This window comes from Lacihabitans sp. LS3-19 (assembly GCF_024343575.1).
Classification (GTDB): Bacteria; Bacteroidota; Bacteroidia; order Cytophagales; family Spirosomataceae; genus Leadbetterella.
In genome coordinates this window covers 194,641-220,107 of sequence record NZ_RJUA01000003.1, presented here as the reverse complement: position 1 = coordinate 220,107, position 25,467 = coordinate 194,641, and the positions used below count along the sequence as shown (strand labels likewise).

General features: G+C 35.2%; 23 protein-coding genes. 18 read left to right on the top strand and 5 right to left on the bottom strand.

What is annotated here, in order from left to right; genetic code table 11:
- Nucleotides 1-17: 17 nt before the first annotated feature.
- The 5 genes from EGI22_RS04730 to EGI22_RS04710 all read left to right on the top strand — a co-directional run bounded on the left by EGI22_RS04730 (nucleotide 18) and on the right by EGI22_RS04710 (nucleotide 6,231).
- Nucleotides 18-1,433 (top strand): S41 family peptidase, encoded by a 1,416-nt coding sequence (locus tag EGI22_RS04730; protein WP_255066715.1) that lies wholly within the window; start codon nucleotides 18-20, stop codon nucleotides 1,431-1,433.
- 152 nt (nucleotides 1,434-1,585) lie between these two features.
- On the top strand, nucleotides 1,586-2,653 hold the full coding sequence (locus EGI22_RS04725) for a branched-chain amino acid aminotransferase (protein WP_255066714.1): 1,068 nt from the start codon (nucleotides 1,586-1,588) through the stop codon (nucleotides 2,651-2,653).
- A gap of 192 nt (nucleotides 2,654-2,845) precedes the next feature.
- Entirely contained in the window at nucleotides 2,846-3,325 is a 480-nt protein-coding gene (locus EGI22_RS04720; RefSeq protein WP_255066713.1) for a thioredoxin family protein, read from the top strand.
- 169 nt (nucleotides 3,326-3,494) lie between these two features.
- The gene (gene hemE / locus EGI22_RS04715; protein ID WP_255066712.1) at nucleotides 3,495-4,514 is read left to right on the top strand and encodes a uroporphyrinogen decarboxylase; all 1,020 of its coding nucleotides are present in this window, start codon (nucleotides 3,495-3,497) and stop codon (nucleotides 4,512-4,514) included.
- Between the two features lie 163 nt (nucleotides 4,515-4,677).
- A complete protein-coding gene (locus tag EGI22_RS04710) occupies nucleotides 4,678-6,231 on the top strand; it encodes an OmpA family protein (RefSeq protein WP_255066711.1) in 1,554 nt (517 codons plus the stop codon).
- 14 nt (nucleotides 6,232-6,245) lie between these two features.
- Here the strand turns inward: EGI22_RS04710 and EGI22_RS04705 are convergent, their stop codons facing one another.
- The gene (locus EGI22_RS04705) at nucleotides 6,246-7,853 is read right to left on the bottom strand and encodes an acyl-CoA carboxylase subunit beta (protein ID WP_255066710.1); all 1,608 of its coding nucleotides are present in this window, start codon (nucleotides 7,851-7,853) and stop codon (nucleotides 6,246-6,248) included.
- Nucleotides 7,854-8,096: 243 nt separating this feature from the next.
- Here EGI22_RS04705 and EGI22_RS04700 point away from each other — a divergent pair, with 243 nt between their 5' ends.
- Genes EGI22_RS04700 through EGI22_RS04680 form a run of 5 tightly spaced genes read left to right on the top strand, consistent with a single transcriptional unit; the run spans nucleotide 8,097 to nucleotide 12,581 of the window.
- Nucleotides 8,097-9,239, top strand: coding sequence for an acyl-CoA dehydrogenase family protein (locus EGI22_RS04700; RefSeq protein WP_255066709.1), 1,143 nt, complete (start codon nucleotides 8,097-8,099; stop codon nucleotides 9,237-9,239).
- Nucleotides 9,229-10,074 carry a hydroxymethylglutaryl-CoA lyase gene (locus EGI22_RS04695; RefSeq protein WP_255066708.1) on the top strand — a complete coding sequence of 282 codons (846 nt, stop codon included), beginning with the start codon at nucleotides 9,229-9,231 and terminating at the stop codon, nucleotides 10,072-10,074. Before EGI22_RS04700 ends, EGI22_RS04695 begins: the two co-directional genes overlap by 11 nt.
- Nucleotides 10,071-10,838, top strand: a complete 768-nt coding sequence (locus tag EGI22_RS04690; protein WP_255066707.1) for an enoyl-CoA hydratase/isomerase family protein — start codon at nucleotides 10,071-10,073, stop codon at nucleotides 10,836-10,838. Before EGI22_RS04695 ends, EGI22_RS04690 begins: the two co-directional genes overlap by 4 nt.
- A 49-nt stretch (nucleotides 10,839-10,887) precedes the next feature.
- Complete coding sequence (locus tag EGI22_RS04685; protein ID WP_255066706.1) at nucleotides 10,888-11,757, top strand: DUF1080 domain-containing protein; 870 nt, start codon at nucleotides 10,888-10,890, stop codon at nucleotides 11,755-11,757.
- Nucleotides 11,758-11,768: 11 nt separating this feature from the next.
- Nucleotides 11,769-12,581: an SGNH/GDSL hydrolase family protein gene (locus tag EGI22_RS04680; protein WP_255066705.1), complete on the top strand. Its 813-nt coding sequence runs from the start codon at nucleotides 11,769-11,771 to the stop codon at nucleotides 12,579-12,581.
- A gap of 52 nt (nucleotides 12,582-12,633) precedes the next feature.
- Here EGI22_RS04680 and EGI22_RS04675 read toward each other — a convergent pair whose 3' ends face one another.
- The 3 genes from EGI22_RS04675 to EGI22_RS04665 are packed head-to-tail and all read right to left on the bottom strand — an operon-like array spanning nucleotide 12,634 to nucleotide 14,699.
- Nucleotides 12,634-13,116 (bottom strand): DsrE/DsrF/DrsH-like family protein, encoded by a 483-nt coding sequence (locus EGI22_RS04675; RefSeq protein ID WP_255066704.1) that lies wholly within the window; start codon nucleotides 13,114-13,116, stop codon nucleotides 12,634-12,636.
- 29 nt (nucleotides 13,117-13,145) lie between these two features.
- Nucleotides 13,146-13,454 carry a TusE/DsrC/DsvC family sulfur relay protein gene (locus tag EGI22_RS04670; RefSeq protein ID WP_255066703.1) on the bottom strand — a complete coding sequence of 103 codons (309 nt, stop codon included), beginning with the start codon at nucleotides 13,452-13,454 and terminating at the stop codon, nucleotides 13,146-13,148.
- A 9-nt stretch (nucleotides 13,455-13,463) separates the two neighbouring features.
- Nucleotides 13,464-14,699: an NAD(P)/FAD-dependent oxidoreductase gene (locus EGI22_RS04665; protein WP_255066702.1), complete on the bottom strand. Its 1,236-nt coding sequence runs from the start codon at nucleotides 14,697-14,699 to the stop codon at nucleotides 13,464-13,466.
- Nucleotides 14,700-15,006: 307 nt separating this feature from the next.
- Between EGI22_RS04665 and EGI22_RS04660 the strand changes: the two genes are divergently transcribed.
- The 4 genes from EGI22_RS04660 (at nucleotide 15,007) to EGI22_RS04645 (ending at nucleotide 19,451) form a co-directional block, all read left to right on the top strand.
- Nucleotides 15,007-16,062, top strand: coding sequence for an acyltransferase (locus EGI22_RS04660; protein ID WP_255066701.1), 1,056 nt, complete (start codon nucleotides 15,007-15,009; stop codon nucleotides 16,060-16,062).
- 12 nt (nucleotides 16,063-16,074) lie between these two features.
- Nucleotides 16,075-16,356, top strand: a complete 282-nt coding sequence (locus EGI22_RS04655; protein WP_255066700.1) for an RNA polymerase alpha subunit C-terminal domain-containing protein — start codon at nucleotides 16,075-16,077, stop codon at nucleotides 16,354-16,356.
- A gap of 326 nt (nucleotides 16,357-16,682) precedes the next feature.
- The gene (locus EGI22_RS04650; protein WP_255066699.1) at nucleotides 16,683-17,336 is read left to right on the top strand and encodes a porin family protein; all 654 of its coding nucleotides are present in this window, start codon (nucleotides 16,683-16,685) and stop codon (nucleotides 17,334-17,336) included.
- Nucleotides 17,337-17,444: 108 nt separating this feature from the next.
- Complete coding sequence (locus tag EGI22_RS04645) at nucleotides 17,445-19,451, top strand: hypothetical protein (protein WP_255066698.1); 2,007 nt, start codon at nucleotides 17,445-17,447, stop codon at nucleotides 19,449-19,451.
- Between the two features lie 78 nt (nucleotides 19,452-19,529).
- Here EGI22_RS04645 and EGI22_RS04640 read toward each other — a convergent pair whose 3' ends face one another.
- Nucleotides 19,530-20,045, bottom strand: coding sequence for a peptidylprolyl isomerase (locus EGI22_RS04640; RefSeq protein ID WP_255066697.1), 516 nt, complete (start codon nucleotides 20,043-20,045; stop codon nucleotides 19,530-19,532).
- 121 nt (nucleotides 20,046-20,166) lie between these two features.
- Here EGI22_RS04640 and EGI22_RS04635 point away from each other — a divergent pair, with 121 nt between their 5' ends.
- The 4 genes from EGI22_RS04635 (at nucleotide 20,167) to EGI22_RS04620 (ending at nucleotide 25,463) form a co-directional block, all read left to right on the top strand.
- Entirely contained in the window at nucleotides 20,167-22,365 is a 2,199-nt protein-coding gene (locus tag EGI22_RS04635; protein ID WP_255066696.1) for a DUF5916 domain-containing protein, read from the top strand.
- A gap of 318 nt (nucleotides 22,366-22,683) precedes the next feature.
- Nucleotides 22,684-23,949 (top strand): aminotransferase class V-fold PLP-dependent enzyme, encoded by a 1,266-nt coding sequence (locus EGI22_RS04630; protein WP_255066695.1) that lies wholly within the window; start codon nucleotides 22,684-22,686, stop codon nucleotides 23,947-23,949.
- Between the two features lie 127 nt (nucleotides 23,950-24,076).
- A complete protein-coding gene (locus EGI22_RS04625; protein ID WP_369010866.1) occupies nucleotides 24,077-24,871 on the top strand; it encodes a polyphosphate polymerase domain-containing protein in 795 nt (264 codons plus the stop codon).
- The gene (locus EGI22_RS04620) at nucleotides 24,846-25,463 is read left to right on the top strand and encodes a DUF4956 domain-containing protein (RefSeq protein WP_255066693.1); all 618 of its coding nucleotides are present in this window, start codon (nucleotides 24,846-24,848) and stop codon (nucleotides 25,461-25,463) included. The genes EGI22_RS04625 and EGI22_RS04620 overlap by 26 nt, the downstream gene beginning before the upstream one ends.
- The last annotated feature ends 4 nt before the right edge of the window (nucleotides 25,464-25,467 follow it).

The following is a 25,467-nucleotide window of genomic DNA, read 5'->3' as shown; positions in this document are numbered from 1 at the left end:
TAAATAATAAAAACAAAATGCAATTAAAACACTGGGGACTGATAGCATTAATTTTCACTTCTTTTTCTTGCAAAAAGTTAAGCGATGTTTTTCCAAAAAAAACAGAGACTTCTACGTCAGATAATCCGAATGCCGAAACAAATGCTTGGATTTATGACGAAATGAAAACCTATTACCTGTGGGAAAGTCAAATGACTGCCAAAACTAGCACTGATTATACTTTGGCCCCAATGGATTATTTCGAATCAATTCTTGTTAAGCCAGGTGAATTAGATAGATTCTCTTGGATTCAGGAAGATGTCGAGGCTCTTACGGCTTCGCTGCAGGGTGTAAATAAGGTGGTCGGAATAAGGTTTACTCCTTTTTTTGCTGACCCACCATTAAACTCCAAAGTAGCCCTATCCATAGCATATTCGCTGAAAGGCTCACCTGCAGATAAGGCAGGAATTAAAAGAGGAGATTTGATTACGCAGGTAAATGGTGTAGTGCTTACTGCTGAAAATTATTCTACCGCTTTTTCAAGTGATAATCTTGAATTAACTTTAGGTGATTATGCAAATGGCGTAATAACTAGTAATAGTAAAAAGGTAAGTTTAGTTAGAGCGGAAGTACAAACTGACCCTATTCAACACTATTCTATTATTGAAAAAGGAAATAAAAAAATTGGATATTTGGTTTATTTACAATTCCTTACGCAATACGACAACAATATTAGAGAAGTTTTCAAAGAGTTTAAAACCAAGGGCGTAAACGAACTTGTGTTGGATCTAAGATACAATGGAGGAGGATATATTTCGTCTTCAAATATCATAAGTTCATTAATAGTGAAAGACCTAAAACCTGGTACATTAATGAACACACAAGAATGGAATGCAGAACAATCATCCTATTATAAATCGAAATATGGCAATGACGTTTTCGATACCGATTGGCTTAATGAATCTAATAACCTAGGAAACTTAAATAGAGTTTATATACTTACTTCACCTGGAACAGCATCAGCCAGTGAATTGATAATAAACAACTTAAAACCATTTATGGACGTAATATTGATTGGAGATCACACTTACGGTAAAAATGTAGGTTCGATCACGTTATCAGATGAGAAAAAAAGATGGAAATATGGAATGCAACCAATAGTTTTAAAAACACTAAATGCTATAGGTCAGTCTGATTATGGATCGAAGGATGGTTTTGCTCCTACTATCAAAGTTTCGGATAGCTCTGTACCGTTCTTGCCTTTTGGAGACGAATCAGAAACATTATTGTCAGTTGCTATTGAACAGATTACGGGTGTTACGGCAAAAACTCAAGCACAAAATGCAAAAATCAAAGCTACGACCAAAGTTAGTGTTTTAAACAATGCATACCCTCTTGATAATCCAAAGCGTGAAATAAGAGATATGTATCTGGATAAATTACCTGGAAATTAACAGTAATAAACAATTGAGTCATAAATCTAAATGCTTGAATACCAAATTCAGGCATTTTTTTTGCTCTAAATATTTTACAGAAAAAATTACTTGCTTTGACAACTAATTTAAAAAAAATAAATAACTTGCAAACTCTAATTAAACAAGGTACAATGGAAACAGAAACAATGAACATCAAAATCAGGCTTACAGAAGAAAGCCGCGTAAATCAATTAGACCCAAATAATATAGTTTTCGGTACACTATTTACCGACCACATGTTTGTGGCCGATTGTGTCAATGGTGTTTGGCAAACTCCTGAAATTGTGCCTTATGGTGATATCGCTTACAATCCTGCATTTGCAACTTTACACTACGGACAGTCTATTTTTGAAGGGATGAAGGCTTTCAAAAACGAAGAGAACGATGTTTTGATATTTAGACCATTAGAAAACTTCAAACGTTTTAACATCTCTGCAGAAAGAATGTGCATGGCTCAAGTACCTGAGGAAATTTTTATTGGTGGCCTAGAAGAATTATTAAAAATAGATGCTGCATGGGTGCCTAAAGGTGAGGACAACTCACTGTATTTAAGACCATTTATGTTTGCTACAGATGTGTATTTGGGTGTAAGACCATCGCTGAACTACCGTTTCATGATTATAATGAGCCCAGCAGGTAAATATTACGCTACGCCTCCAAAGGTGAAAGTAGAGACAGAGTTTATCAGAGCTGCTCCGGGTGGTGTAGGCTATGCAAAATGTGCTGGTAACTACGCTGCTTCATTGTATCCAGCAAAACTAGCTGCAGAGCAAGGGTACACGCAATTGCTTTGGACTGATGCAATTGAGCACAAATATTTTGAAGAATCTGGCACCATGAATGTTATGTTTGTGAAAGACGGCAAAATAATAACGCCTGCTGTAAGTACGACGATTTTAAAAGGAATCACAAGAGATACTTTATTGAAACTAGCTCAATCAATGGGAATTGAAATAGAAGAAAGAAGAGTTTCTGTTGCAGAAATAATAGAAGGAATCTCTATTGGTAGTGTGACAGAAGTTTTTGGTGCTGGTACTGCAGTTGTAGTTTCGCCATTTGCTGCAATTGGTTTTGAAGGTACAGATTATGTATTGCCTGAAATAACTGAAAACTCGCTTTCAACAAAATTGAAAAATGCACTTAACGATATCAGAACTGGTAAAGTAGAAGATACTTTTGATTGGGTTTGGAAGGTATAATTTCCACTAAATTTGATTTCTTAAAATAAAAAGGTTTAATATTTGAAAATATTAAACCTTTTTATTTGTTCACAAATACCTAAAAATAAGCAAGTTAAAAAAACAACTATACCACTTAATAAGTTTTTTTTCAAATATACGCATCTCGTGGCAAGGTATTTGACGTTTTGTTAGTAGTTCAATAATAATAAGATGAAAAAAATAATAGCTTTTTTAATACTAACAATGGCTTTTACAGGATTTTCCTCGTTTAATAGCCTACCCGTAAAAACTGACAATGTAGAGTTTTATACTGGATCTTATGATAATTTAATAAGAGAAGCGAAAAAACAGAAAAAGGCCATCATACTTGACTTTTGGGCAGCCTGGTGCGGTCCATGTCAAAAACTCGACAAAGAAACTTTTACAAATAAAGAATTGGGAAATTATCTAAAAGATAATTTCTTGATATATAAAGTAGATATCGACACTTTTGATGGAATGGAAATAGTTGACAGGTTTGCAATTGATGTATTTCCAACATTGTTAGTTTTTGATCCAAAATCTGGACAAGTGGGTAAATTCAAAGGATTCTATCCTGCAGGATATCTTCAAAAAGAATTAGAAAAAATTCAAGCCACACATAATTTATTTCCGCCAAATTCTAAAGATGGATTGGTTGTAAATAGATAAAATCTTAGAATATAAACTCAAAAACTGTTTCCATTGGGAGACAGTTTTTTTTTGCTTAATATCCTAAAATAATAAAAGTAAAATAGCAAACTAAGCAAACTCAATTGAATAAACATTCATTTTCGAAAAATAATAATCCAAAGTTTAATAATGTTCGTAATTTTGCGATATGAAATTACAAAACGACCTATTGATAAGAGCTGCTAATGGTGAGCAAGTAGAAAGAATTCCAGTTTGGATGATGCGTCAAGCAGGAAGAATATTACCTGAATACCGTGCCGTAAGAGCAAAAGCTGGCAGTTTTATCACTTTAGCTACTACACCCGAAATGGCCGCCGAAGTCACCATACAACCCGTTGATATTTTAGGCGTAGATGCAGCCATTATTTTTTCTGACATTTTGGTGATACCTGAAGCTATGGGACTTCCTTACGAAATGGTAGAAGCCAAAGGCCCGTATTTTCCAAATACTATTTCGAATTTCGAAGACTTAAATAAACTCTCTCAAAGCAACCCCGTAGATAATCTCGCTTACGTATTTGATGCTTTAGATATTGTAAAAAAAGAACTGAATGGAAGGGTACCACTTTTAGGTTTTGCAGGAGCTCCATTTACTATTTTCTGTTACATGGTGGAAGGACAAGGCTCAAAGACCTTCTCAAAAGCTAAAAAAATGATGTATTCTGAGCCTGAATTGGCACATGAACTACTTCAAAAAATAACTAATGCTACAATAGGATATTTGAAAACTCAAATCATTCATGGGGCGGACTTAGTACAAATATTCGACTCTTGGGCAGGCGTACTTTCACCTGAACAATACAATGCTTTTTCGCTTCCATACATTGCTCAGATTTGTGATACTATTACAGAAGCTCCAGTAACAGTGTTTGCCAAAGGGGCATTTTTTGCTCGAGAGGACATCGGAAAAACAAGCTGTCAGGTAGTTGGATTGGATTGGAACATGGACATTAAAGAATCTAGAGCTTTGATACCAAATAAAACGCTTCAAGGCAATCTAGACCCATGTGTGCTTTATGCTCCCATGAAAGAAGTAGAAAAGCAAACTAAAAGTATGTTGACGGCCTTTGGAAAGCAAAAATATATAGCAAACCTTGGCCATGGCGTTTATCCTGACACCGACCCAGAAAAAGTAAAATGCTTCATAGAAACTGTTAAAGCCTTCTAACAAAATTTTTAAACAACATTTCCGTTTGATTATTAAGAACAAAATTCGTTTTTTTGTAAATAAACGCATTAGACCTGTAGATTTTTAATATATCAATTCACAAATGAGGTTTTTACTTTCTTTATTTTTTCTTCAGCTATTTGTTTGTTCCTATGCCCAAAAAGTGGAAACACTTGGTGGAGCCGTGAATACAGAATATAGCGAAATACACCCTCTAATAGCTCCTGATGGCCAAACACTTTATTTCGTAAGAGTAAGCCACCCATCCAACAATTTTGGAAAAGATGGTAGCAATGACGTTTGGTTTTCAGACCTAATGAGTGACAAAAGGTGGGCTGTGGCAAGAAAAATGGGCAATACCATTAATAAAGATCGCTATAATGACTTATTTAGTATAACACCTGATGGAAATACTGCCTTGATAAGAGGTGTGTATAACAACGGAAGAAAAACGGAAGAGGTTGGCATTTCTATTAGTAAAAAGAAAGGAAATAACTGGCAACAACCGAGCAAATTGGACATCCCGAAACTTGATGCCATGTGCAAAGGACAATTTTTAACGGCTTTTCTAAGTAACAGCGGAAAAGTTTTAATATTGGCTTTTAGTGAAAAGAAAAACAGCAAAGAAGACGACATATATATCAGCATTTTAGACAAATCTGGCAAATGGTCTAAACCCGAAAGTCTAGGAAATGACATAAATACCTCAGCTTCAGAAACCACGCCATTTTTAGCGGCTGACAATAGCACACTATATTTTGCCTCAGATCGAAAAGGTGGTGAGGGCGGCTATGATATTTGGATGTCAAAACGCAATGGAAAGTCCTGGTATGGTTGGTCTAAGCCCATAAATCTTGGAAAAAACATCAATTCTGAAAAAGATGATATGTATTTTTCTATTGAAGCCTCTGGAGAATATGGTTATATGTCTAGCAAAAACAAAGCAATAGGGAAATCGGATTTGTTCAGAATTAGACTAAAAGAAGAAGAAAAAAGAGCACCAGATGATGCAGCTTTAACTGCTTCAAAAAACGCCGAAACCAAAGTCAAACCGAAAGAAAAAGATGAAGTTCCGGTTTTTACACCTACACCTACTATACTCTTAAGTGGTACTGTAAAAAACCAAAAAACTGGCCTTCCAGCAGAAGCTAGGATTGTTTATGAAGATTTAGACACTGGTGAAGAACTAGGCGTTGCAGACTCCAACCCATTGACAGGTGAATATAAAATATCGCTTCCTTATGGCAATAGATATGCTATTAGAGCAGAAGCGAAAGACTTTATTCCTGTTTCAAAAAATATTGATTTGACCATTCAAGGGGCTTTTAAAGAAATCAAAGACTTAGAATTAGCTATTGCCCCAATCCAAACTGGAGTAACGGTTCAGTTGTACAATATTTTCTTCGAATTTGGCAGAGCTACACTTCAACCAGAATCATTTTTCGAATTAGATAGAATGATTGCTGTAATGGTAAAAAATCCTACAATGGCTATTGAAGTGCAAGGTCATACCGACAACGTAGGTTCAAACGAAACTAACCTAAGACTATCTCAACAAAGAGCTGATGCAGTTAGAGATTATTTCATCAAGAAAAACATAGCTACAGAAAGAGTGCGAAGTGTAGGTTTTGGAGAATCTAAACCCAAAGCCTCAAATGCAACTACGGAAGGCCAAGCCATCAATAGAAGGGTAGAATTTGAGATTATCAGGAAATAAGTTTTCCCGATTTTCTAAGTTTGCAAAACACCTACATTATACCTTTCAGTAATAGGTGCATGATTGGCAGCTTCTATTCCCATACTTATGATATTTCTAGTTTCGGCGGGGTCAATTACGCCATCAACCCAAAGGCGTGCAGCAGCATAATATGGACTCAGTTGTTCATTGTATTGGTTTAAGATCTTCTCCAAAAGCTCCTCCTTTTCTTCAGGACTTATTTTAACACCTTTTGATTTTAAAGCAGCCTCCTGTATTTGCAACAAAGTATTTCCAGCAGAAGCTCCGCTCATAACTGCCATTTGAGCTGTTGGCCAGGCGTAAATCAAGCGAGGATCATAGGCTTTTCCACACATGGCATAATTGCCTGCCCCGTAAGAATTACCAACAATAAAAGTAAACTTCGGAACAACAGAATTGGCCATGGCATTAACCATTTTTGCTCCATCTTTAATTATTCCTCCTTGTTCAGACCTACTGCCCACCATAAAACCCGAAACATCCTGAAAAAACACCAAAGGGGTTTTCTGTTGATTGCAGTTCATAATAAACCTCGCTGCTTTGTCAGCAGAGTCGCTATAAATCACACCTCCCATTTGCAACTCTACTTTTCCTCCAGGCATTTTAGCTTTAACTATTTCTCTTTGGTTGGCCACAATGCCAACCGCCCAGCCATCTATTCTAGCTAATCCACAAATAATAGTCTTACCGTAATCTTTTTTGTATTGCTCGAAAGAACCCGCATCAACTATACTCTCAATAATTGGCTCAATATCATAAGGTTTGGTGCGATCTAAGGGTAGAATTTCTGAGATTTTATCGGCAGAAAATTTAGGAAGAACAGCTTCCTTCCTATCAAAACCGGCTTTTTCATTATGTCCAATTTTATCGATTACACCTTTAATAGCATCTAAACAAGCCTCGTCATTAAGGTATTTATTGTCCGTAACGCCTGAGATTTCGGAATGGGTTGAAGCACCACCTAAAGTTTCAGCATCCACTTCCTCCCCTATCGAAGACTTCACCAAATAAGGACCAGCCAAAAAAACAGAGCCAGTTCCTTCAACAATAAAAGCATAATCAGACATAATAGGCAAATAGGCTCCACCAGCAACACAACTACCCATTATGGCGGCTATCTGAGGAATTCCCATTGAAGACATCTTGGCATTGTTTCTGAAAATTCTACCGAAGTGCTCTTTATCTGGAAATATCTCCTCTTGCATGGGCAAATAAACTCCTGCAGAATCCACCAAATAAATAATTGGAAGACGATTTTCCATAGCAATTTCTTGAGCACGTAGATTTTTTTTACCAGAAATAGGAAACCAAGCTCCAGCTTTTACTGTGGCATCATTTGATGCTATAACACACAGCTTTCCCTGAACATAACCTAAAACACATGCTGCTCCCCCGTTTGGACAGCCGCCGTCTTCTAAATACATGCCATCCCCGGCAAACATTCCAATTTCTACAAAAGGTTTGTCCTTATCCAATAAATAAAAAACTCTTTCCCAAGCTGTTAGCTTGCCTTTAGCCTTATGTTTTTTGATTTTTTCTAAACCCCCGCCCTGCCACAAAACTTCTCTTTTAGCATGCAACTCTTCTATTAAACTTTTCATTTATGGAAATATTTGTAATTTGTAAAACTCTTAAATCTATTTACGAAAGGAATTCTCTGATTTTTTGTAAAAAAATTCTAATTCAGATTTTCATTAAAATTCTTTTTTTGAAAATAATTAAAAACCTCCTTTGAATTTAATACTAAATTCAATCAAATATGACTAAAATTGTATAATATATAAAATTTTTATGATATTTGTTTAAATAATAGTTAGTAAAACAACCTTTTAAATATAAAAATAATGGAAAATAACCACAACTCAGACTTAATAAGACAAAGTGCCCGCGACTTTGCAGAAATGCATATCAGACCAAATATAATGACATGGGACGAAGATCAAATATTCCCTTTAGAACTATTCAAAAAACTAGGCGAACATGGTTTTTTAGGTATAATAGTTCCAGAAAAATACCAAGGTGCAGGACTTGGCTATCAAGATTACATTACGATTTTAGACGAAATATCTAAAGTTTGTGGTTCTATTGGCCTTTCTGTGGCAGCTCATAATTCTTTGTGCACCAACCACATACTGAGTTTTGCCAACGAAAAACAAAAAGAAAAATATCTCCCAAAATTAGCCACTGGCGAATGGATAGGAGCTTGGGGATTGACTGAAACAGGTTCAGGCTCAGACGCAGGTGGTTTGGCCACAGTAGCCACTAAAGAAGGGGATTATTACATACTCAATGGTTCAAAAAACTTCATAACACATGCCATAAGCTCCTCAGTTGCTGTTGTGATAGCTAGAACTGGTGAAAAAGGAGATAGTCATGGAATGACAGCTTTTATTATAGAAAAAGAAACAGAGGGTTTTTCGTCAGGAAAAAAAGAAAATAAATTGGGAATGAGAGCATCAGAAACGGCTTGCCTGTTTTTTGATAACTGTAAAATCCATAAAGACCAAGTAATTGGTGAGGAAGGTGAAGGGTTTGTACAAGCACTAAAGTTATTGGATGGCGGCAGAATCTCTATAGCTGCACTTTCGTTAGGAATAGCCCGAGGGGCTTATGAATGTGCTTTGAAATATGCCAACGAAAGAGAACAATTCAATAAGAAGATATTTGATTTTCAAGCAGTTGGATTTAAACTTGCCGAAATGGCAACTAAAGTAGAAGCCGCTGAACTCCTAACCCGAAAAGCTGGAGAAATGAAAGACAAAGGCGAAAAAGTGACAAAAATGAGTGCCATGGCCAAACTTTTTGCTTCTGAAACAGCGGTAGAAGTATCCAACGACAGTGTCCAGATTCATGGCGGATATGGATTTACAAAAGATTTTCCAGCAGAGAAATTTTTCAGAGATGCCAAACTTTGTACGATTGGCGAAGGCACCTCGAGTATTCAGAAAATGGTAATATCACGAGAAATCAGAAAAGATGTTTTATAAAAATGACGAAATAATATTGGTAGAATGCCCCAGAGACGCGATTCAGGGCATGAAAGCTTTCATTTCTACAGATAAAAAGATAGCGTATATTAATTTATTGATAAATTCTGGTCTTTTTGATTGGATAGATTTCGGAAGTTTTGTATCCCCAAAAGCCATACCTCAGATGGCAGATACAGCGGAAGTTCTAAAGAAATTGAACCTAGAAAATACCCAAACCAAACTTCTGAGTATTGTAGTAAATGAAAAAGGTGCTGAAAATGCATCGGAATATGAAGCTGTTAAATATTTAGGATATCCGTTTTCTATTTCAGAGATATTTCAGATAAAAAATACGAATGTCGGTATTTCGGAATCTTTTGAGAGGTTAAAAAATATTACAGAAATAGCCAATGCGAGCCAAAAAGAAATGGTCGTATATATCTCCATGGCCTTTGGGAATCCTTATGGCGAAACATGGAACTACGACTTAGTTTTAGATTGGATAGAAAAAATAAAACAATTAGGCATCAGAGAGTTTTCTTTAGCCGATACCACCTCTGAGGCTAGTTTGGATGATATAAAATCACTATTTGAAAAGTGTATAAAACAATTCCCAGAACTTAGAATTGGAGCACATTTTCATTCAACAAAAACAGAAAGTTTGAATAAAATCAAGGTAGCTTATGAGGCAGGATGCAGAAAATTCGATGGAGCAATTTTAGGTTTTGGTGGTTGTCCGTTTGCTGAGGACGAAATGGTGGGCAATATACCTTCCGAAGATTTACTGGACTTTTTCGAAAATAAAACTGATATTTCTTATTTAAAAACTGCATTTCAAAAATTGATATCATGACCTATCAGTTTATAAAAACACATATCGAAGACCGAGTATTCACACTCACGCTAGCCAGACCTGAAAAACGGAACGCTTTTACGCCAACCATGGTAAATGAAGTTAATCACGCTTTGGCTGCAGCAAACAGTGACAAAAATATATGGCTAATAATTATCAATGCTGAAGGGCCAGTTTTTTGTGCTGGAATGGACCTCAAAGTTTTCGAAAACCCTAGTTTAGACCGACAAAATCCTGAGATCAAAAACGAAAATATTTCATTGGCTTCAGCAATTGGCCAACTCAATAAACCTTCAATAGCCGTAATCGAAGGCGATGTAATTGCTGGAGGCTTTTTGATTATTTTGGAATGCTCTTATGTTTTGGCAAAAAAAGAAGTGAAGTTTTCACTCCCTGAAGTAAAAAGAGGAATTTTTCCTCTACAAGTTTTGGGATCTTTACTGAAAATTATGCCTTCCAGAAAAGCCATGGATCTATGTATAACAGGTCGTTCTGTTTCCACACAAGAAGCGATAGAACTGGGTATTGCTTCTGATTATTTAGATGCGGAAAATTTAGAAAATCTTAAAAAAACCATACTGAACAATGCTCCTTTGGCTATTTCAAAAGGTTTTGAGGCATTAAAAAAACTACCCGAAATATTAGATAATGACAAAGCAGATTTTCTATTAAAAACCTTGGAAGAACTAAAAAAATCAAAAGATGCAAAAGAAGGGATTCAAGCCTTTTTTGAAAAAAGACTTCCAGTTTGGGAAAACGAATGAGATTATTTGAAATTTATTGCTAATTTCATTTTTCAACCAATACAGAAAAATGAAAACCTTAAGCATCTTCCTTTTAAGCATCAGTTTTGCCTTTTCCCAAGCACCTAAAAAAGACTGGATTAAGCTATTTAACAATAAAAACCTTGATGGCTGGGACATTAAAATAGCCGGTCAAGACGTAAACGATAATTACAAAAACACTTTCCGTGTCGAAAACAAAATGATCAGAGTAGTGTACGATGACTACAAAACTTTTGACAATAAATACGGGCATTTGTATTACCATACTCCCTACTCCTATTTTATACTTGACTATGATTATAGGTTTACAGGCAACCAAACGCCAGGCGGTGCCTCGTGGAATGTGAGGAATAGCGGCGTAATGTTCCATTCTCAATCTGCTCAAAGTTTATCTTATAACCAAGGATTCCCGGTATCACTAGAAATGCAACTTCTCGGAGGACTTGGCAATGGCGTTAGACATACGGCAAATCTTTGCACACCAGGCACTTATGTATTTATGAACGAAAAGCAACGCATGGAACACTGCATAGATTCTGACTCAAAAACGTATGATGGAGACCAATGGATAAAAGCACGATTGATAGTTTATGGAGACTCCATGGTACACCAAATTATAGAAGGCGACACAGTACTAAGTTACCAAAACTCTAAAATTGGAGAAATAGGCAAAAGCTTCGATTTTAAAAGTGTGGGTTTCACTGACGAGGACGTAAAATATTGGATGGGTAGAACAGGCGAAGCCTTAAAAGAAGGCTATATTTCATTACAAGCAGAAAGTCATCCAATTGATTTTAAGAATATTAAGCTTTTAAATTTAAAAGGTTGCATGGATCCTAAAGCGAAAAACTATAAAGACTATTATGTAGCCCCTGATAATCAATCATGTAAATACTGAAATTTGCCAAAATGAAAAAAATAGCGATTATTCTGGTTCTGGGTTTAGGCTTGTTATCATTCAAAAAAAAGGAAAAGACTTGGGTGGCCATTGGCGATTCTATAACGTATCTGAATGACCACCAGAGCGAAACTGGTGATAGATTGACAAGAGGTTATATGACTTTGGTAAGTGAGCAATTGCCTCATATAAAATATATCAACCAAGGCCATAATGGTTGGACAGCCAAAGGGATAGCGGAGCAAATTGAGAAATTGAATATTGAACGGGCAGATATTTATACCATATTTTTAGGTACCAATGACTGGTGGAGAGGCTTACCTATTGGCACTATTGATGATTATTCTAAAGGCCCCATAAGCTATTTTGGGTCGATGGGGTTGATTATTGAAAAAGTAAGAGTCTTAAATCCAAAGGCCAAAATAGTTTTGATAAGTCCGATGCAAAGAGGGGATTTTGTATATGTAAACAAATACACCAACAATGCCTATGGCTCCTATCGAGCTAAAAATGAGCAGAATTTAGAAGATTTCGCGAATGCTGTACTTGAAATTGGCGAAAAACAGCACCTAAAAGTTGTAGATCTTTTTCATGATAGCGGCATAAATCTTGAAAATATGGTGAATTTCAAAAGATTAAAAAACCCAAATACTGGCGAATATCAAAACTATAAATATCCAGACTATGTGGATATTCCGTTTAACCCTAATACTGACGAATATCCATATCCTCCAGATGCTATCAGCATGACTTATGACGGTTTGCATCCTTCGGGTTTGGGGAATATGGTTATAGCAAAAATGCTGGTTAAGACATTAAAATAAAAAAAACGTCGGTAAAAAATCACCGACGTTTTCCCAAAAAAATAAACAGCTATTAAATAAACAACATATGCGTTCCTATACCTTTAGCTCTTTGATAAAAATCTCCGACAGTAAGCACACCATCAAGTTCATCAGCTAAATCTTCTTTTTTGTAATGGAACATATCCATCGCTAATCTACAAGCCCAAATTTTCACACCCGAAGCGGAAAGAATTTCGATAAATTCCTTAACACCAGGCAAATCCAGCTTATCCATTTCTTTTTTCATCATGTGTGTAGCCAGTGCTTCCATACCTGGCAATCCGCCCAACATAGTCGGCATGTGCATGGCAGGATTTCCAACGGTAGCCACATGAAGGTCTTCCATTTTTTCTTTGTGCAGTGCTTCTAGACCAAAAAACGTAAAAAACATTTCTGATTCTATACCTTCCATTCTGGCACCGTTGGCCAGCACAAAGGCTGCATATACACTATCCAAAGTAGCTTTAGATAGAATAATCATCATTTTTTTGATTTCACCATTATATTCGCTCATTGTCTTGTTGTTTTAAAGTTTAATAAAAATTAAATACAGCTAGCAGGTTTTGGTATTCCAGCTATTTTAGAGGACATTTTCAATGGGCCTGCCGGAAACAAAGCATAAAACTCTTTGATGTCTACTACACCACTTGCCCCTACTCTACGAATAGTCAAAGGCACTTCGTTTTTGTATTGATTTTGAAGAAATTCCAAAACCTCAAAATGTCTTGGGCTCAATTCAATACTGGCTTCTTTGGCCAGTTCATTTGCTATCTCAGGTGACCACTGACTTAGGTCAGTCATATATCCTTCGTCATTGACAGCTATTGTTTTTCCAGCGATTACTTTTTCCATGATTTTATATTAATTAAAATGTTTTCCTTCTTCTTGCATTTGAGTCGAAATAAAAGGTATGTGGGTTCCTTTCAGTAGCATGTTCCAATATATCCATCTAAAGGCCAGCTTGCTCATGTGATTCATACGGCTCTCTTGGAGCAATCTTAGCGGGCCAATTCCTGGGAAAGGGAAAGTACCTTCTACAGGTTCGTGGGTGTAGTTGAAATCAATCAAAAGTGCTTTGCCTCCGCCAGTCTCTACGAAACAGTTAGCATGTCCGTCAAACGTTTCTTTAAGTGGCTCTCCAGCTATATATCTAAGTATATTTTCGGTTAAAATTTCCGCTTCAAAGTGTGCAACCGAACCTGCTTTTGAAGCCGGAACGTCTGTAGCGTCGCCTATCACAAATATGTTCTCGTGTTTTTTAGATTGCAGCGTGGCTTTGTGGGTAGGAACATAATTTAAGTCATCTCCCAAGCCTGAGCGAGCCATTACCTCGTTTCCTTTGTTGGTTGGTATAGTCACCAAAAGATCAAAAGGAATCTCCCTGCCTGCATAATCTATGATTTTTTTGTTTTCATTGTCCACAGATTCAATCGCAAAATCACTCTCTATTTTTATGTTTTTTTCTACCAAAAGGTGTTCTAAAGTTTCGGTAGCTTTAGGTTTGGTAAAAGCTCCACTGAGAGGCGTTACATAAGTGATATTGACTTTGTCCCTCATATTTTTTTCTTTAAAAAACGAGTCAGACAAAAAAGTAAATTCTAAAGGTGCTACAGGGCATTTGATTGGCATTTCGGTGATATGAACTACCAAATTTCCGCCCTCCCATTCTCTCAGTTTATTTCTAAGAGCTAAGGCTCCATCAAAAGTGTAAAAATCGAAAACAGACTTTTGCCATTCACTGCCTTTCATGCCAGGTACTTCCTCAGGAGCTATATCATTACCAGTCGCTATTATCAGCAAATCGTAATGAAGTTGGTCTCCATTGGCCATTTTTACCAGGTTTTCCTCAGGAATAATCTTCTCAATTTTGTCGTTGATTAGGTTAACACCGTTAGGAATAAATTTTTTGATGGGTTTTATGATATCTTCGGGTTCGTAAATATCAAATGGCAAAAACAAATAACCAGGTTGATAATAATGGATTTGTCTTTCATCAATTATGTCTATTTCCCAAAGATTTTTATCCAATTCTTTATGAAGATGGTTGGCCATCATTGTACCGCCAGTACCAGCTCCCAAAATCAATAATCTTTTCATGTTGTTTATTATTTAAGTACTCTTTTTAAAAATCCAAACGACAATAAATTCGTCTTTTTTTTACATACAAAGTTTTCTTAAAATAAAGTTGATTTACTATGACTCTAATCATATGAAAATATAATCATATATAGTTATTTCTATTTTAAAGCATTTATAAACATCCTTTTTGGAATAAAGGGAAAGAATAAAATCAATCAATAAAACTCAAAAAAAAAGCAAAAAAGGTTGTAGCATGAATTGTAGTATTAATTTTGTAGTAGAATTTCTAAAGAAATTTGAAGAATTTAAGAAGACAAAATAATACATGAATCAATATCTCAGTATAAAATTCAAAGTGCTATCGATTTTGTCGATGATAATGGTGGTTTTTTTGCATTCAAAAAACATCCTAAGTTTATATCCAGAAAATGAAGAAATTATCAAAGGTTATAATACTTTTATCCAAGATTTTTTTTCAGAAGGAATATCTCGCATAGCTGTTCCATTCTTCTTTTCTATTTCAGGATATTTATACTTTTTGCATTTTGATGGTACGCTTAAAGCATATTCCAACAAACTTAAAAAGCGGTTTAAAACTGTTTTTATCCCTTATATTTTCTGGTCAATTTGGGGATTTGTGATTTTCTATATCTTAGAGTCAATTCCCCTTTTAGATCATTTTTTTAATAATGACAGCACAAAAAACATAGGATTAACTCAGTTTCTCAATACTATTTTCATAAACCCACTTCCTTATCAACTTTGGTTTTTGAGGGACTTAATGGTGCTAATTTTAATTTCGCCAATTTTATATTTTGTTATAAATAAACTAAAAAATTATAGTGTAATCCTCATGGCAATGCCTTGGTTTTTAAATGTTTATTTTGGCATAATCAATGTGGATTCTCTCTTGTTTTTTGTATTGGGGGGAGCCTTGGCAATAACGGATAAACTTCGAAATTTTAAAATATTCCCCTACTCGTGGCCTTTGGCTTTTCTTTGGCTTTTTCTAGTATTTGTTCACACTTATTTATTACAAACCAACTCTGCTAATACAGATTTTACAATTCTTGTCAACCGACTTTTTATCCTTTCCGGAATGTTGGCTATTTGGGGCTTATACGATGCCTATTTCAGTAATATTAAAGCCGAAGATTTACCTCAATATTTTTCATTCTCGTTCTTTCTATATGCTTTTCATGAGCCTACGTTGACGATTCTCAAAAAGGGGCTTTTCTATTTTTTAGGAAAATCAGATACTAGTTCCTTTCTTATATATGTTATTGCACCAGTTTTTACAATTTTCTTGAGCTTAAGTGTAGGAATGCTCTTAAAGCAGATATTTCCTAAATTTTATGCAGTGATTAGCGGCGGAAGATAAAAACTGTTTTTTTTGAAAACCCTAAAATCTTGTAAAAAAGGGCATAAATTTTATAAAAGTAGCGATTGCCCAGTTTGCCCTGTATGTGAAAAAGCCAAAAAATCGAATTTAGAATTTCTTCAAAAAATATCATCTCCAGCTAGGAGAGCACTCGAAAATATAGGAATTATTAATCTTGAGGATCTTACTATTTATTCAGAAAAAGAATTGTTGAAACTTCATGGAATTGGCCCAGCTTCTATACCAATTTTACGAAATACTTTAGAAAACAAAAACCTCAGTTTTAAGAAATAGAATTTGTGATAAAAATCATAATTCTTTCTGCTTATTGGTATTTCAAATTATTTTTTCCTTTATTTTCTTGCATTTGTAAAGGGCAGCTAAGCCCATTAAATTCTACTCCGATGGAAAATTAAATATTATCGATGCTTTTCAAAATGTTCTTCTCTTGAACACTTTAAAAATGTCATCCAATTTTACCTATTCACTCTCCTATTAAGTTTAAAATAACCTAAAACTACTTATTATCAAGCAATTGATAGTCCAGATTTGACATTTGAATTTTCAATTTGAATATTCAAAACAAAGAGATTCTTATTTTTCACTTAAACAAAAACAACATGAAAACCTTACTCAAACTTTCAACAATTTTGATGCTTACCTTACTTTCTACAAGTATTTGGGCTCAAAAAGTAGGCGTGCGTGCTGGTTTAAATTTCAGCAACATTATGATGGACAAAGACGAAATGTTTGGCCTTGAAAACAAGTACAAACCTAGTTTTAATTTAGGCTTGATGGCTGAAGTTCCTTTTTCTGAAATGATTTCCTTAGAAACAGGGCTAATCGTGAACGGTAAAGGATTTGCGGTTAACCAAAAAGACGAAGATTTTAGCTACAAGGCGAATATGAATTTAATTTATGCAGATATCCCTTTGACTGCAAAAGCAAACTTTGATGTGAGCGGCATAAAAGTTCATGGTGTATTTGGCCCGTATGTTGGGGTCGGCATTCTAGGAAACACCAAAGGTTCAGTTACTTACAACGGAGAAACAGAAAAAAGTAATGACAAAATTAAATTTGGCAATGATGCTGAAAATGACGATGTTAAAAGGCTGGATTTCGGTGTAATATTAGGTGCAGGAGCAACTTACAGCGGAATGGAGTTTAGACTAAGCTATGGACTAGGCTTGGCGAATATTAACACCGATACTGATACAAAAAAATTCAACAATAGTGTAATTAGCCTAAGTGTTGGGTACTTTCTTGGAAAATAAAATTCTGAATTTCTTCCAAAAATGCCTTTATAAAAAAGAAGGGGTTAGACAAACCCCTTCTATTTAATGTTGACTTAAAATTCAAAATTCTATAAATCGTCATGAATCATGAAAAATCTCTTACTCAAAATATTGATTTCAATAATTATTTTGATTTCGATAAATAGTTGCAACCTTTTTAAAGATCCTTTAGAACCAGAAAATAACAGTTATAAAATTGAAATTGGAGCTTTCTCTACACCTATTTCTAAAGATTTAGGAACAAATGGCGGTTCAATAATTATAAATGAAGGTGACATAAAAGGATTAACTGTTTCTGTACCAAAAAATGGACTTAAGAATAAAAAGACTTTTTCTTTCTCAAGTGCACCTATAACCAACAACCCTGATAAAGAAAATTTAAATATCATTACTCCAATAATTAGGATCGATAATGGTGGTGGATATGCGGATTCAGTAATGAAAATTACTATTCCTTGTGTTGTACCAAAAGATCATTTTGCTATGGGATTTTATTACGATATTGAAACCCAAGAACTTGAAGGGATTCCCGTGGTAGCAATTAACGATGATAACATTGTTTTAGCAACTAGGCATTTTTCAGGAAAAGCTCTGGGTAAAGCAAAAGTAGGTTTTACAAAAGGAATTAATAATTGGGCAGATTTAATTGTAGCTTCAATTCCAAAAAATAAACTTTTTGACACACAAGAATCTGGATTTAGGCCTGGAATCGATGACTGGGAATTCCCAAATTATGGTTCATACATTGCAAAAAATGGCCACTGCACTGGCCAATCAGTTACTGCAATGTGGTATTATACCACTCAAAAATTAGAAAAAAATGAACCTCAATTGTATGGTAGGTTTGAAAAAATCCCAGGGAAACTTTGGCAAGACAATAGAAACGGATTCCGATTTGCATCAGTGGTTTGGGCTGACCAAACAGCAGGTAAAAGAGCAGCCTGGATGGCCAAGTTTAATTCCGAAGGCACTAAACGATTTGGTCACGACAGCTTACATTTCCTGTCATTTGCTTATTCGATTCATTTAACAAAAAAACCTCAATTGGTTGAAGTATGGCATAATACTGGAGGACATGCAATGATTGTGTATAAAACAAGTAACGGTTTACTTTCAATTGCAGACCCAAATTTCCCTAGCACCTATAATCATTTGGTCACACTAAATAGTAACGGAAGATTTAGTCCTTATGAATCAAAATCTAGTGCAGATGATCCATCAACTTTTTACCCTGAAATAACATATGTTGCAAAATCGGCATTATTCAATTTTGAATCTATTGGGGCAAGATATGAAGAAATGAAAAAAGGAACAATTGGAGATTTTCCTCCAAACCAGTTCCCTTCTGTGGAATTAATGTATTTAAAAGGAAAAGATTGGGTATCTATTCCAGATACGTTTAGTACAGATTTAGATAGTATAACAGTAGGAGCTCGATGCGTTGGATGTGCCTATGGATGGCAAGGTAACATGACTTTAGTTGAGCAATACAATAAAGATGGGGCATTGATAGCACAATCAAGAGATGGTTTATTGAAAATAAAAGTTGAATCAGGTGAAAACTTAATTCCTTTTTACATCAGAGGAACACCTGATAATATAAAATGGAGATTTATCGATTTTAAAATGCCTCTTGTAAAAAAAGAGAAAGTCGCAAAATTCGAATATTGGTTAAAAAACGACAATCCGGAAGGTTGGGGTGGGCATTTTGGCCAAATGGCTGATGAAGAGTCTGATATATATGGATTTCCAGGGTTTTGGGTGGGGAATACTTACGTTATTAATAAAATATTAACTGTTGAAGGTGTTTCGTTGGATGTGAAATTTACAAGTACGTTTAATTCTGACAAAACCATAATGACAAGCTATAAGTTGGACGAAAAATACACTTTTGAAGGTGAAAGTGTAAGGTCTACCATTGAAGGTAGCAACCTTCCGAAAACTGCAACCACATCAGAATATTTTGTATATGGTGCCAACGGTGTTAGCACATGCAATTACATTTCAAATGTCTACTTTAATATCTTCATTGATGTAGAAAAATATGGATGTGATGCCGAATCGTTCATAAAGTTTAGAATTCCAAAACCATAAATACCCATAAACAAAAAACCTAGTTTATAGAAAACTAGGTTTTTTGTTATTGTAAACTGTTTATTAATTCTATTAAAATCAATGCTCTACCCCACCCTCACCATGCACATGACCATGGTCAATCTCTTCTTGCGTGGCTTCTCTAATTTCTAGAACTTTACCTTCAAACTTCAAGGTTTTTCCAGCCAATGGATGATTAAAATCTATTCTAACTGTCTCAGCTTCTACTTCATGTACACGACCGGTAATCTTGCTGCCATCGTCATTTGTAAACGGAATAAAATTACCTATTTCTAATAAATCCTCCGGGATTCCTCCATCTTCAATCTTGAACATTTCTAAAGGAAAATCAGCGATATCTTCATCAGAAAACTCTCCGAAACCTTCTTGTGGGCCAAGTTCAAAGTCAAAGTCATCTCCAACTTTCAGTCCTGCCATTTTTACCTCAAAGTCTTGTGGTAAGCCGCTGTGACCTGCCAAATAAACCATCGGCTGGTCTTCTCCGGCCACTTCTACTATCTCGTAATCGTCGTCTTCTGATTGAATGTATAATTCGTAAGTTATTGTAACTACTTTTTTGTCAGACACTTGCATATTTTAGTAATTTATAAAAGTAGATAAAAATACGGTATTAAGAGATGAATATTTTCAACCTTTTGAGATTATTAAACTACCTTTGTTATTCGAAAATTTCAGCAAAACTACAAATAAATTTATGTCTAAAAACCTTTTACTTATATTTCTACTATTCTCATTAGGCCGCTATAGCTTTGGACAAAAGAAAAACAATGACTTCAATTATTCTATAAAAAAAATAGACTCGAAAATAAAAATAGACGGTAAGTCTGATGATAAAGCATGGGAGGATTGCCAAGTGGCCACGGATTTTTATATGGTGCTGCCTATGGACACTAGCATGGCGAAAGTAAAAACAGACGTGAAGTTTTGCTATGATGATAAAAACCTCTATGTGCTTTTTATCAATTATAATTATTACAAAGGATCCAACATGGTGGAGTCGATGAAACGCGACTGGAGCTTTGGAAAAAATGACAATGACCTGCTTTTTATTGATACTTTCAATGACCTTACCACTGGTTTTTCATTTGGATCAAATGCCAGAGGTGGCCAATGGGACGGACTGATGTCGGGCGGTTCGTCTATCAATCTGAGTTGGGACAACAAATGGCAGTCGGAGGTAAGTTTTGATGAAAACCAATGGACATGGGAGGCAGCTATACCCTTTAAAACGCTGCGTTATAAAGAAAACAGCTCAGTTTGGGGAATAAACTTCAGCAGATTAGACTTAAAAACTACCGAAAAGTCTTCATGGACACCTATACCTAGACAATTTCCAACTGCATCGCTTGCCTTTACCGGCAACTTGGTCTGGGATACCCCTCCGCCTGCTCCTGGAGCTAACATTAGCATAATTCCATTTATTACCACCGGAGTCAAGAAAAACCACCAAGCCATGACCGATGCCAAAGGCGAGTTTGGTGCGGGATTTGATGCCAAATTTGGACTGACCTCTTCATTAAATTTAGATTTAACCGTTTTGCCAGATTTTTCTCAAGTAGAAGTGGATGTACAACAAACCAATTTGGATAGATTCGAGTTGTTTTTCCCCGAACGTCGTCAGTTTTTTATAGAAAACGGTGATATTTTCAATAATTTCGGTTCGTCAAGTTTAAGACCGTTTTTTTCAAGAAGAGTCGGTTTGGATGCACCAATATATTATGGTTCAAAGATATCCGGGAAACTTAATAACAACTGGAGAGTTGGAGCCATGAATATGTTAACAGGAAAAAACTCTGATGGTCAAGCTGGGTCAAATTACAGCGTGCTATCGCTTCAAAGGAGGATTTTCAAAAGATCCTATTTGGGCGGAATATATGTAGACAGAGAAACAACACTCAAAAAAAACTTAGATAGCACCAACACACTAGCTGATTATAACCGAACATTCGGTTTAGAGTATTATCTGGCTTCAGCAGACAACAAGTGGTTAGGAAAAGCCTTTGCATTTAAAACTTTCTCGCCAGAACTAAAAGGCCAAAACAATGTAGCCTCTATAAATATAGCCAGAACCGTTAAGAAGTACATTGTTTCGTTTACGGGAGAGTCTGTAGATATGGACGTTAAAGCCAACGAAGTAGGTTTTGTAAGACGAAACAATTACATTCATTTACGACCAGAAGCTTCATATTTGTTTTTTCCGAAAGGTGGAAAAATCCTATCTCATGGCCCTTCGGTGATGTTTTCAAATTATTTTTCTCAGGACAAATTTGATCGAAATGAAAACACAAACGTGTTATTCTATAAGTTTGGCTTAAGAACACAGGCTGCATTTACAGTTTGGACAGCCACAGATTTCGTAAAACTTACGGGGCTATTTGACCCAACGGGCTATGTAAAAGAATACTTAGACAAAGGTCAAGTGCATAGATGGAAGTCTTGGGGAACTATGTTTTCTTCTAAACCTCAGTCTTTGTTTACGTATGGCTTTGAGACAAGATTTGGGGGCTATTATGCCGACGGAAAAAGACTCAGATTAGACGCAGAGGTAGCTTATCGTTTCCAACCGTATGTTTCTATAGCCTTAAAGAGCAATTTTAACAAACTCACTTTTTTTGAAGACAATAGACTGACGGAAGCTTTAAAAAACACTACTCACAATTTGTGGCTTTTGGGGCCTAGACTAGATGTTACGCTATCTAACAAGGTCTTTTTTACCAATTTTATGCAGTATAACAATCAAACCAACAACTTCAATATCAACACCAGATTTCAATGGCGATATAGTCCTGCGTCTGATCTATATTTGGTTTATACTGATAATTATTTTGCAGATACTTTTGCCCCTAAAAACAGAGCGATTGTGTTGAAATTTACTTATTGGTGGAATGTTTAGTTGGGGGATTGGAGTATTTTTTATGGTATATTAGTGAATTTGTTATTGGTTTATTTGTGTATTGGTATTTCAGTGAATTTGTATTTCATTGAATTCGGAAATTGGTATATTGTACATAAGATTTTTGAGTGATAGATAATAGTAATTTAATAAAACTTATAATTCCATATTCTCAGGAAATTTAAGGTTTAGAAAAAGAATTTATCCTAATTGAAAAATTGAACCTATATTAAAAAAATAGCTATTCAGTTTGAATTTTAAATTCTTCGACATTTTAAAAACCTTTTTTTCAGTATATTGCTTTAAAAAACATCTAAAATGGACAAAAGGCAATTCTTGAAAACGATTGGGTTTACGGCTTTATCTGCACCTGTATTTAGCAAAACTTTTGAAAAAACTATAAATAGAGCAGAAAACGTTAGTCCTGAAGTTTTAGCTCAAGATGAAGCATTTTGGAAACAAATTCGGGCAGATTATAAACTTAATCCTGCTTATATCAACCTCGAAAACGGCTATTACTGTATCAGCCCCACTCCTATCAAAAATGCTTTTTTGAAAAACATTGAGGAAATCAATCTTCTTGGCTCATACTATATGCGAACAGTCAGATTTCCTGAAAATGAGAAAGTTAGAGCAAAATTAGCCGAACAAGCGGGTTGTTTATACGAAGAAATGATAGTCACCCGAAATGCAACTGAGTCTATAGATACAGTAATATCAGGGTACGATTGGAAACCTGGCGACGAAGCCATAATGGCCGAACAAGATTATCCATATATGATTCAACATTTTGAATTGATGGCCAAAAGGTATGGCATGGTAAACAAGATATTGTCCGTGCCAGCTAATCCTAAAAACGACGAAGAAATCGTAAATATGTATGAGGCCGCCATAACTCCTAAAACTAGGCTTTTGATGGTTTGTCATATTATCAACATCACTGGACAGATTTTACCCATCAAAAAAATATGCGATATGGCTCATAGCTATGGTGTAGATGTGGTGGTGGATGGAGCTCATGCTTTTGGTCAGTTTGATTATAAAATTTCAGATCTCAACTGTGACTATTACGCCACAAGCCTTCATAAATGGCTCAGTGCTCCGCTAGGCCTTGGTTTTTTATATATCAGAAAAGAAAAGATAAAAGATTTATGGGCCACATTTGCAGATAATGGTTATTCTCAGGACGATATCAGGCGAGTGGTTCACACAGGCACGCCAGCAGTACACACCGAAATCAGCATACTGAATGCCCTAGAATACCTCAACAAAATAGGCATTAAAAGAAAAGAAGCTCGCCTAAAATATATTAGAAACTATTGGATGGAAAAACTAAAAGATGTTCCAAATGTGGTAATAAACACATCTTTTGACCCAGAAAGAGCTTGCGGAATAGGTAATATTGGATTGAAAAATATGAAACCAACCGAAATGGCGGATAGATTGCTAAAAGAACATAAGATTTGGACTGTTGGCATTGAAGGCCAAAATGTTTTTGGATGTAGAATTACGCCGAATATTTATACTAACATAGCTGAATTGGACGCATTTGTGAAGGCTGTAAAAGTTCTTTCAAAGGCTTAGAAGTTCCTTTTAAGTTTTCCTTTTGAGAATAACCAATATCAAACAGTACGTTTTGTTTTCGAACATCGTATATATTAAACAAAGGATTTCTGCAAAATTATTATATAAAATTTTAGGATTTACCAATATGAACATTGAATATTTCATAAAGCAAATAGAAGAAGAAGCTTGGCGATTGGAGAAAATTACGCTGGAAGAAATGGATAGTGTAAAATTGATGGACAGAATAGATACAAAATTTCTTATTCCATTAAGTTTGATGCCTAAGATATTGGCAGAAGCGAAGGAGTTTTACAAAATTCTGGAAATAAACTACAAGCGATTGTGCCTTTATGAAACGTTATATTACGATACTGAAGGATTGGATTTATACCATGCCCATCAGTCAGGAAGGCTCAACAGGTATAAGGTGCGATTTAGAAATTATGTTGGCTCTAATCTTTCGTTTTTTGAGATAAAACACAAGAACAACAGAGGAAGAACGCTAAAAACTAGAATTCAGCAGCCAAATGAATTTGAAGAATTATTAAATTTAGAACAGGCAAAATTTCTGGAAGAAACTACACCTTTGATGGCTGAAAAACTAAAGGGAAATATTAAGGTTGATTACGAAAGAATTACATTGGTAAACAAAACTGCCAATGAACGTTTAACGCTTGATTTGAATTTGTCTTTTATTCTAAACTCCAATAAAGTTATTTACAATCAGATAGTTGTAGCAGAAATCAAACAAGAAAAAATAGGTTCTTCCCCTATTGTAGATATTTTCAAAAAATATCATCTAAGGCCAGGATCCATAAGCAAATATTGTTTAGGTGTAATAAGCACAAACAATGGAATAAAACAAAATAGATTCAAACCCGATTTTTTACATTTAAAAAAAATAATTAACCAATATGATTCTTTTACAAGAGCTAGCTAGTAAAACCGAAACCTTCCAATGGTTTGACAAAGTTTCCATAAAGTTTTTGTCCCGATTTTTAGTTGATATTGTTGCTGTATTTATCCTTGTCCGATTTATATATTTTAGGCATTATCGTCGCACAGACTTATTTCTTACATTTTTTGGGTTTAACATTATCATTTTTCTCATTACATATTTACTCAATAAAGTAGAAATGAGCATGGGAGCGGCTTTTGGTTTATTTGCAGTGTTTTCGATGCTGCGTTACAGAACTGAAAACATATCTGCAAAAGACATGACCTACTTGTTTTTTGCTATTGCCCTTGGCCTAATTACCGCTATAAGCAAAGGAAGTTGGGACGACTTGGCCATAATGTGTATAATCCTTTTGGGTTTAACGGCCCTTTTAGAAGGTGGCATATTGATGAAAAAGGAAAACACTAAAATGATAACTTATGAAAAAATCCACCTGATAATTCCAGAAAGACGAGAAGAATTGATTCAGGATTTAAGAGACAGAACTGGTCTAAATATCCACAGAGTGGACATTCAAGATATTGATTTCTTGAAAGATGCAACCCAAATCACAATATTTTACTACGAAAACTAAAACC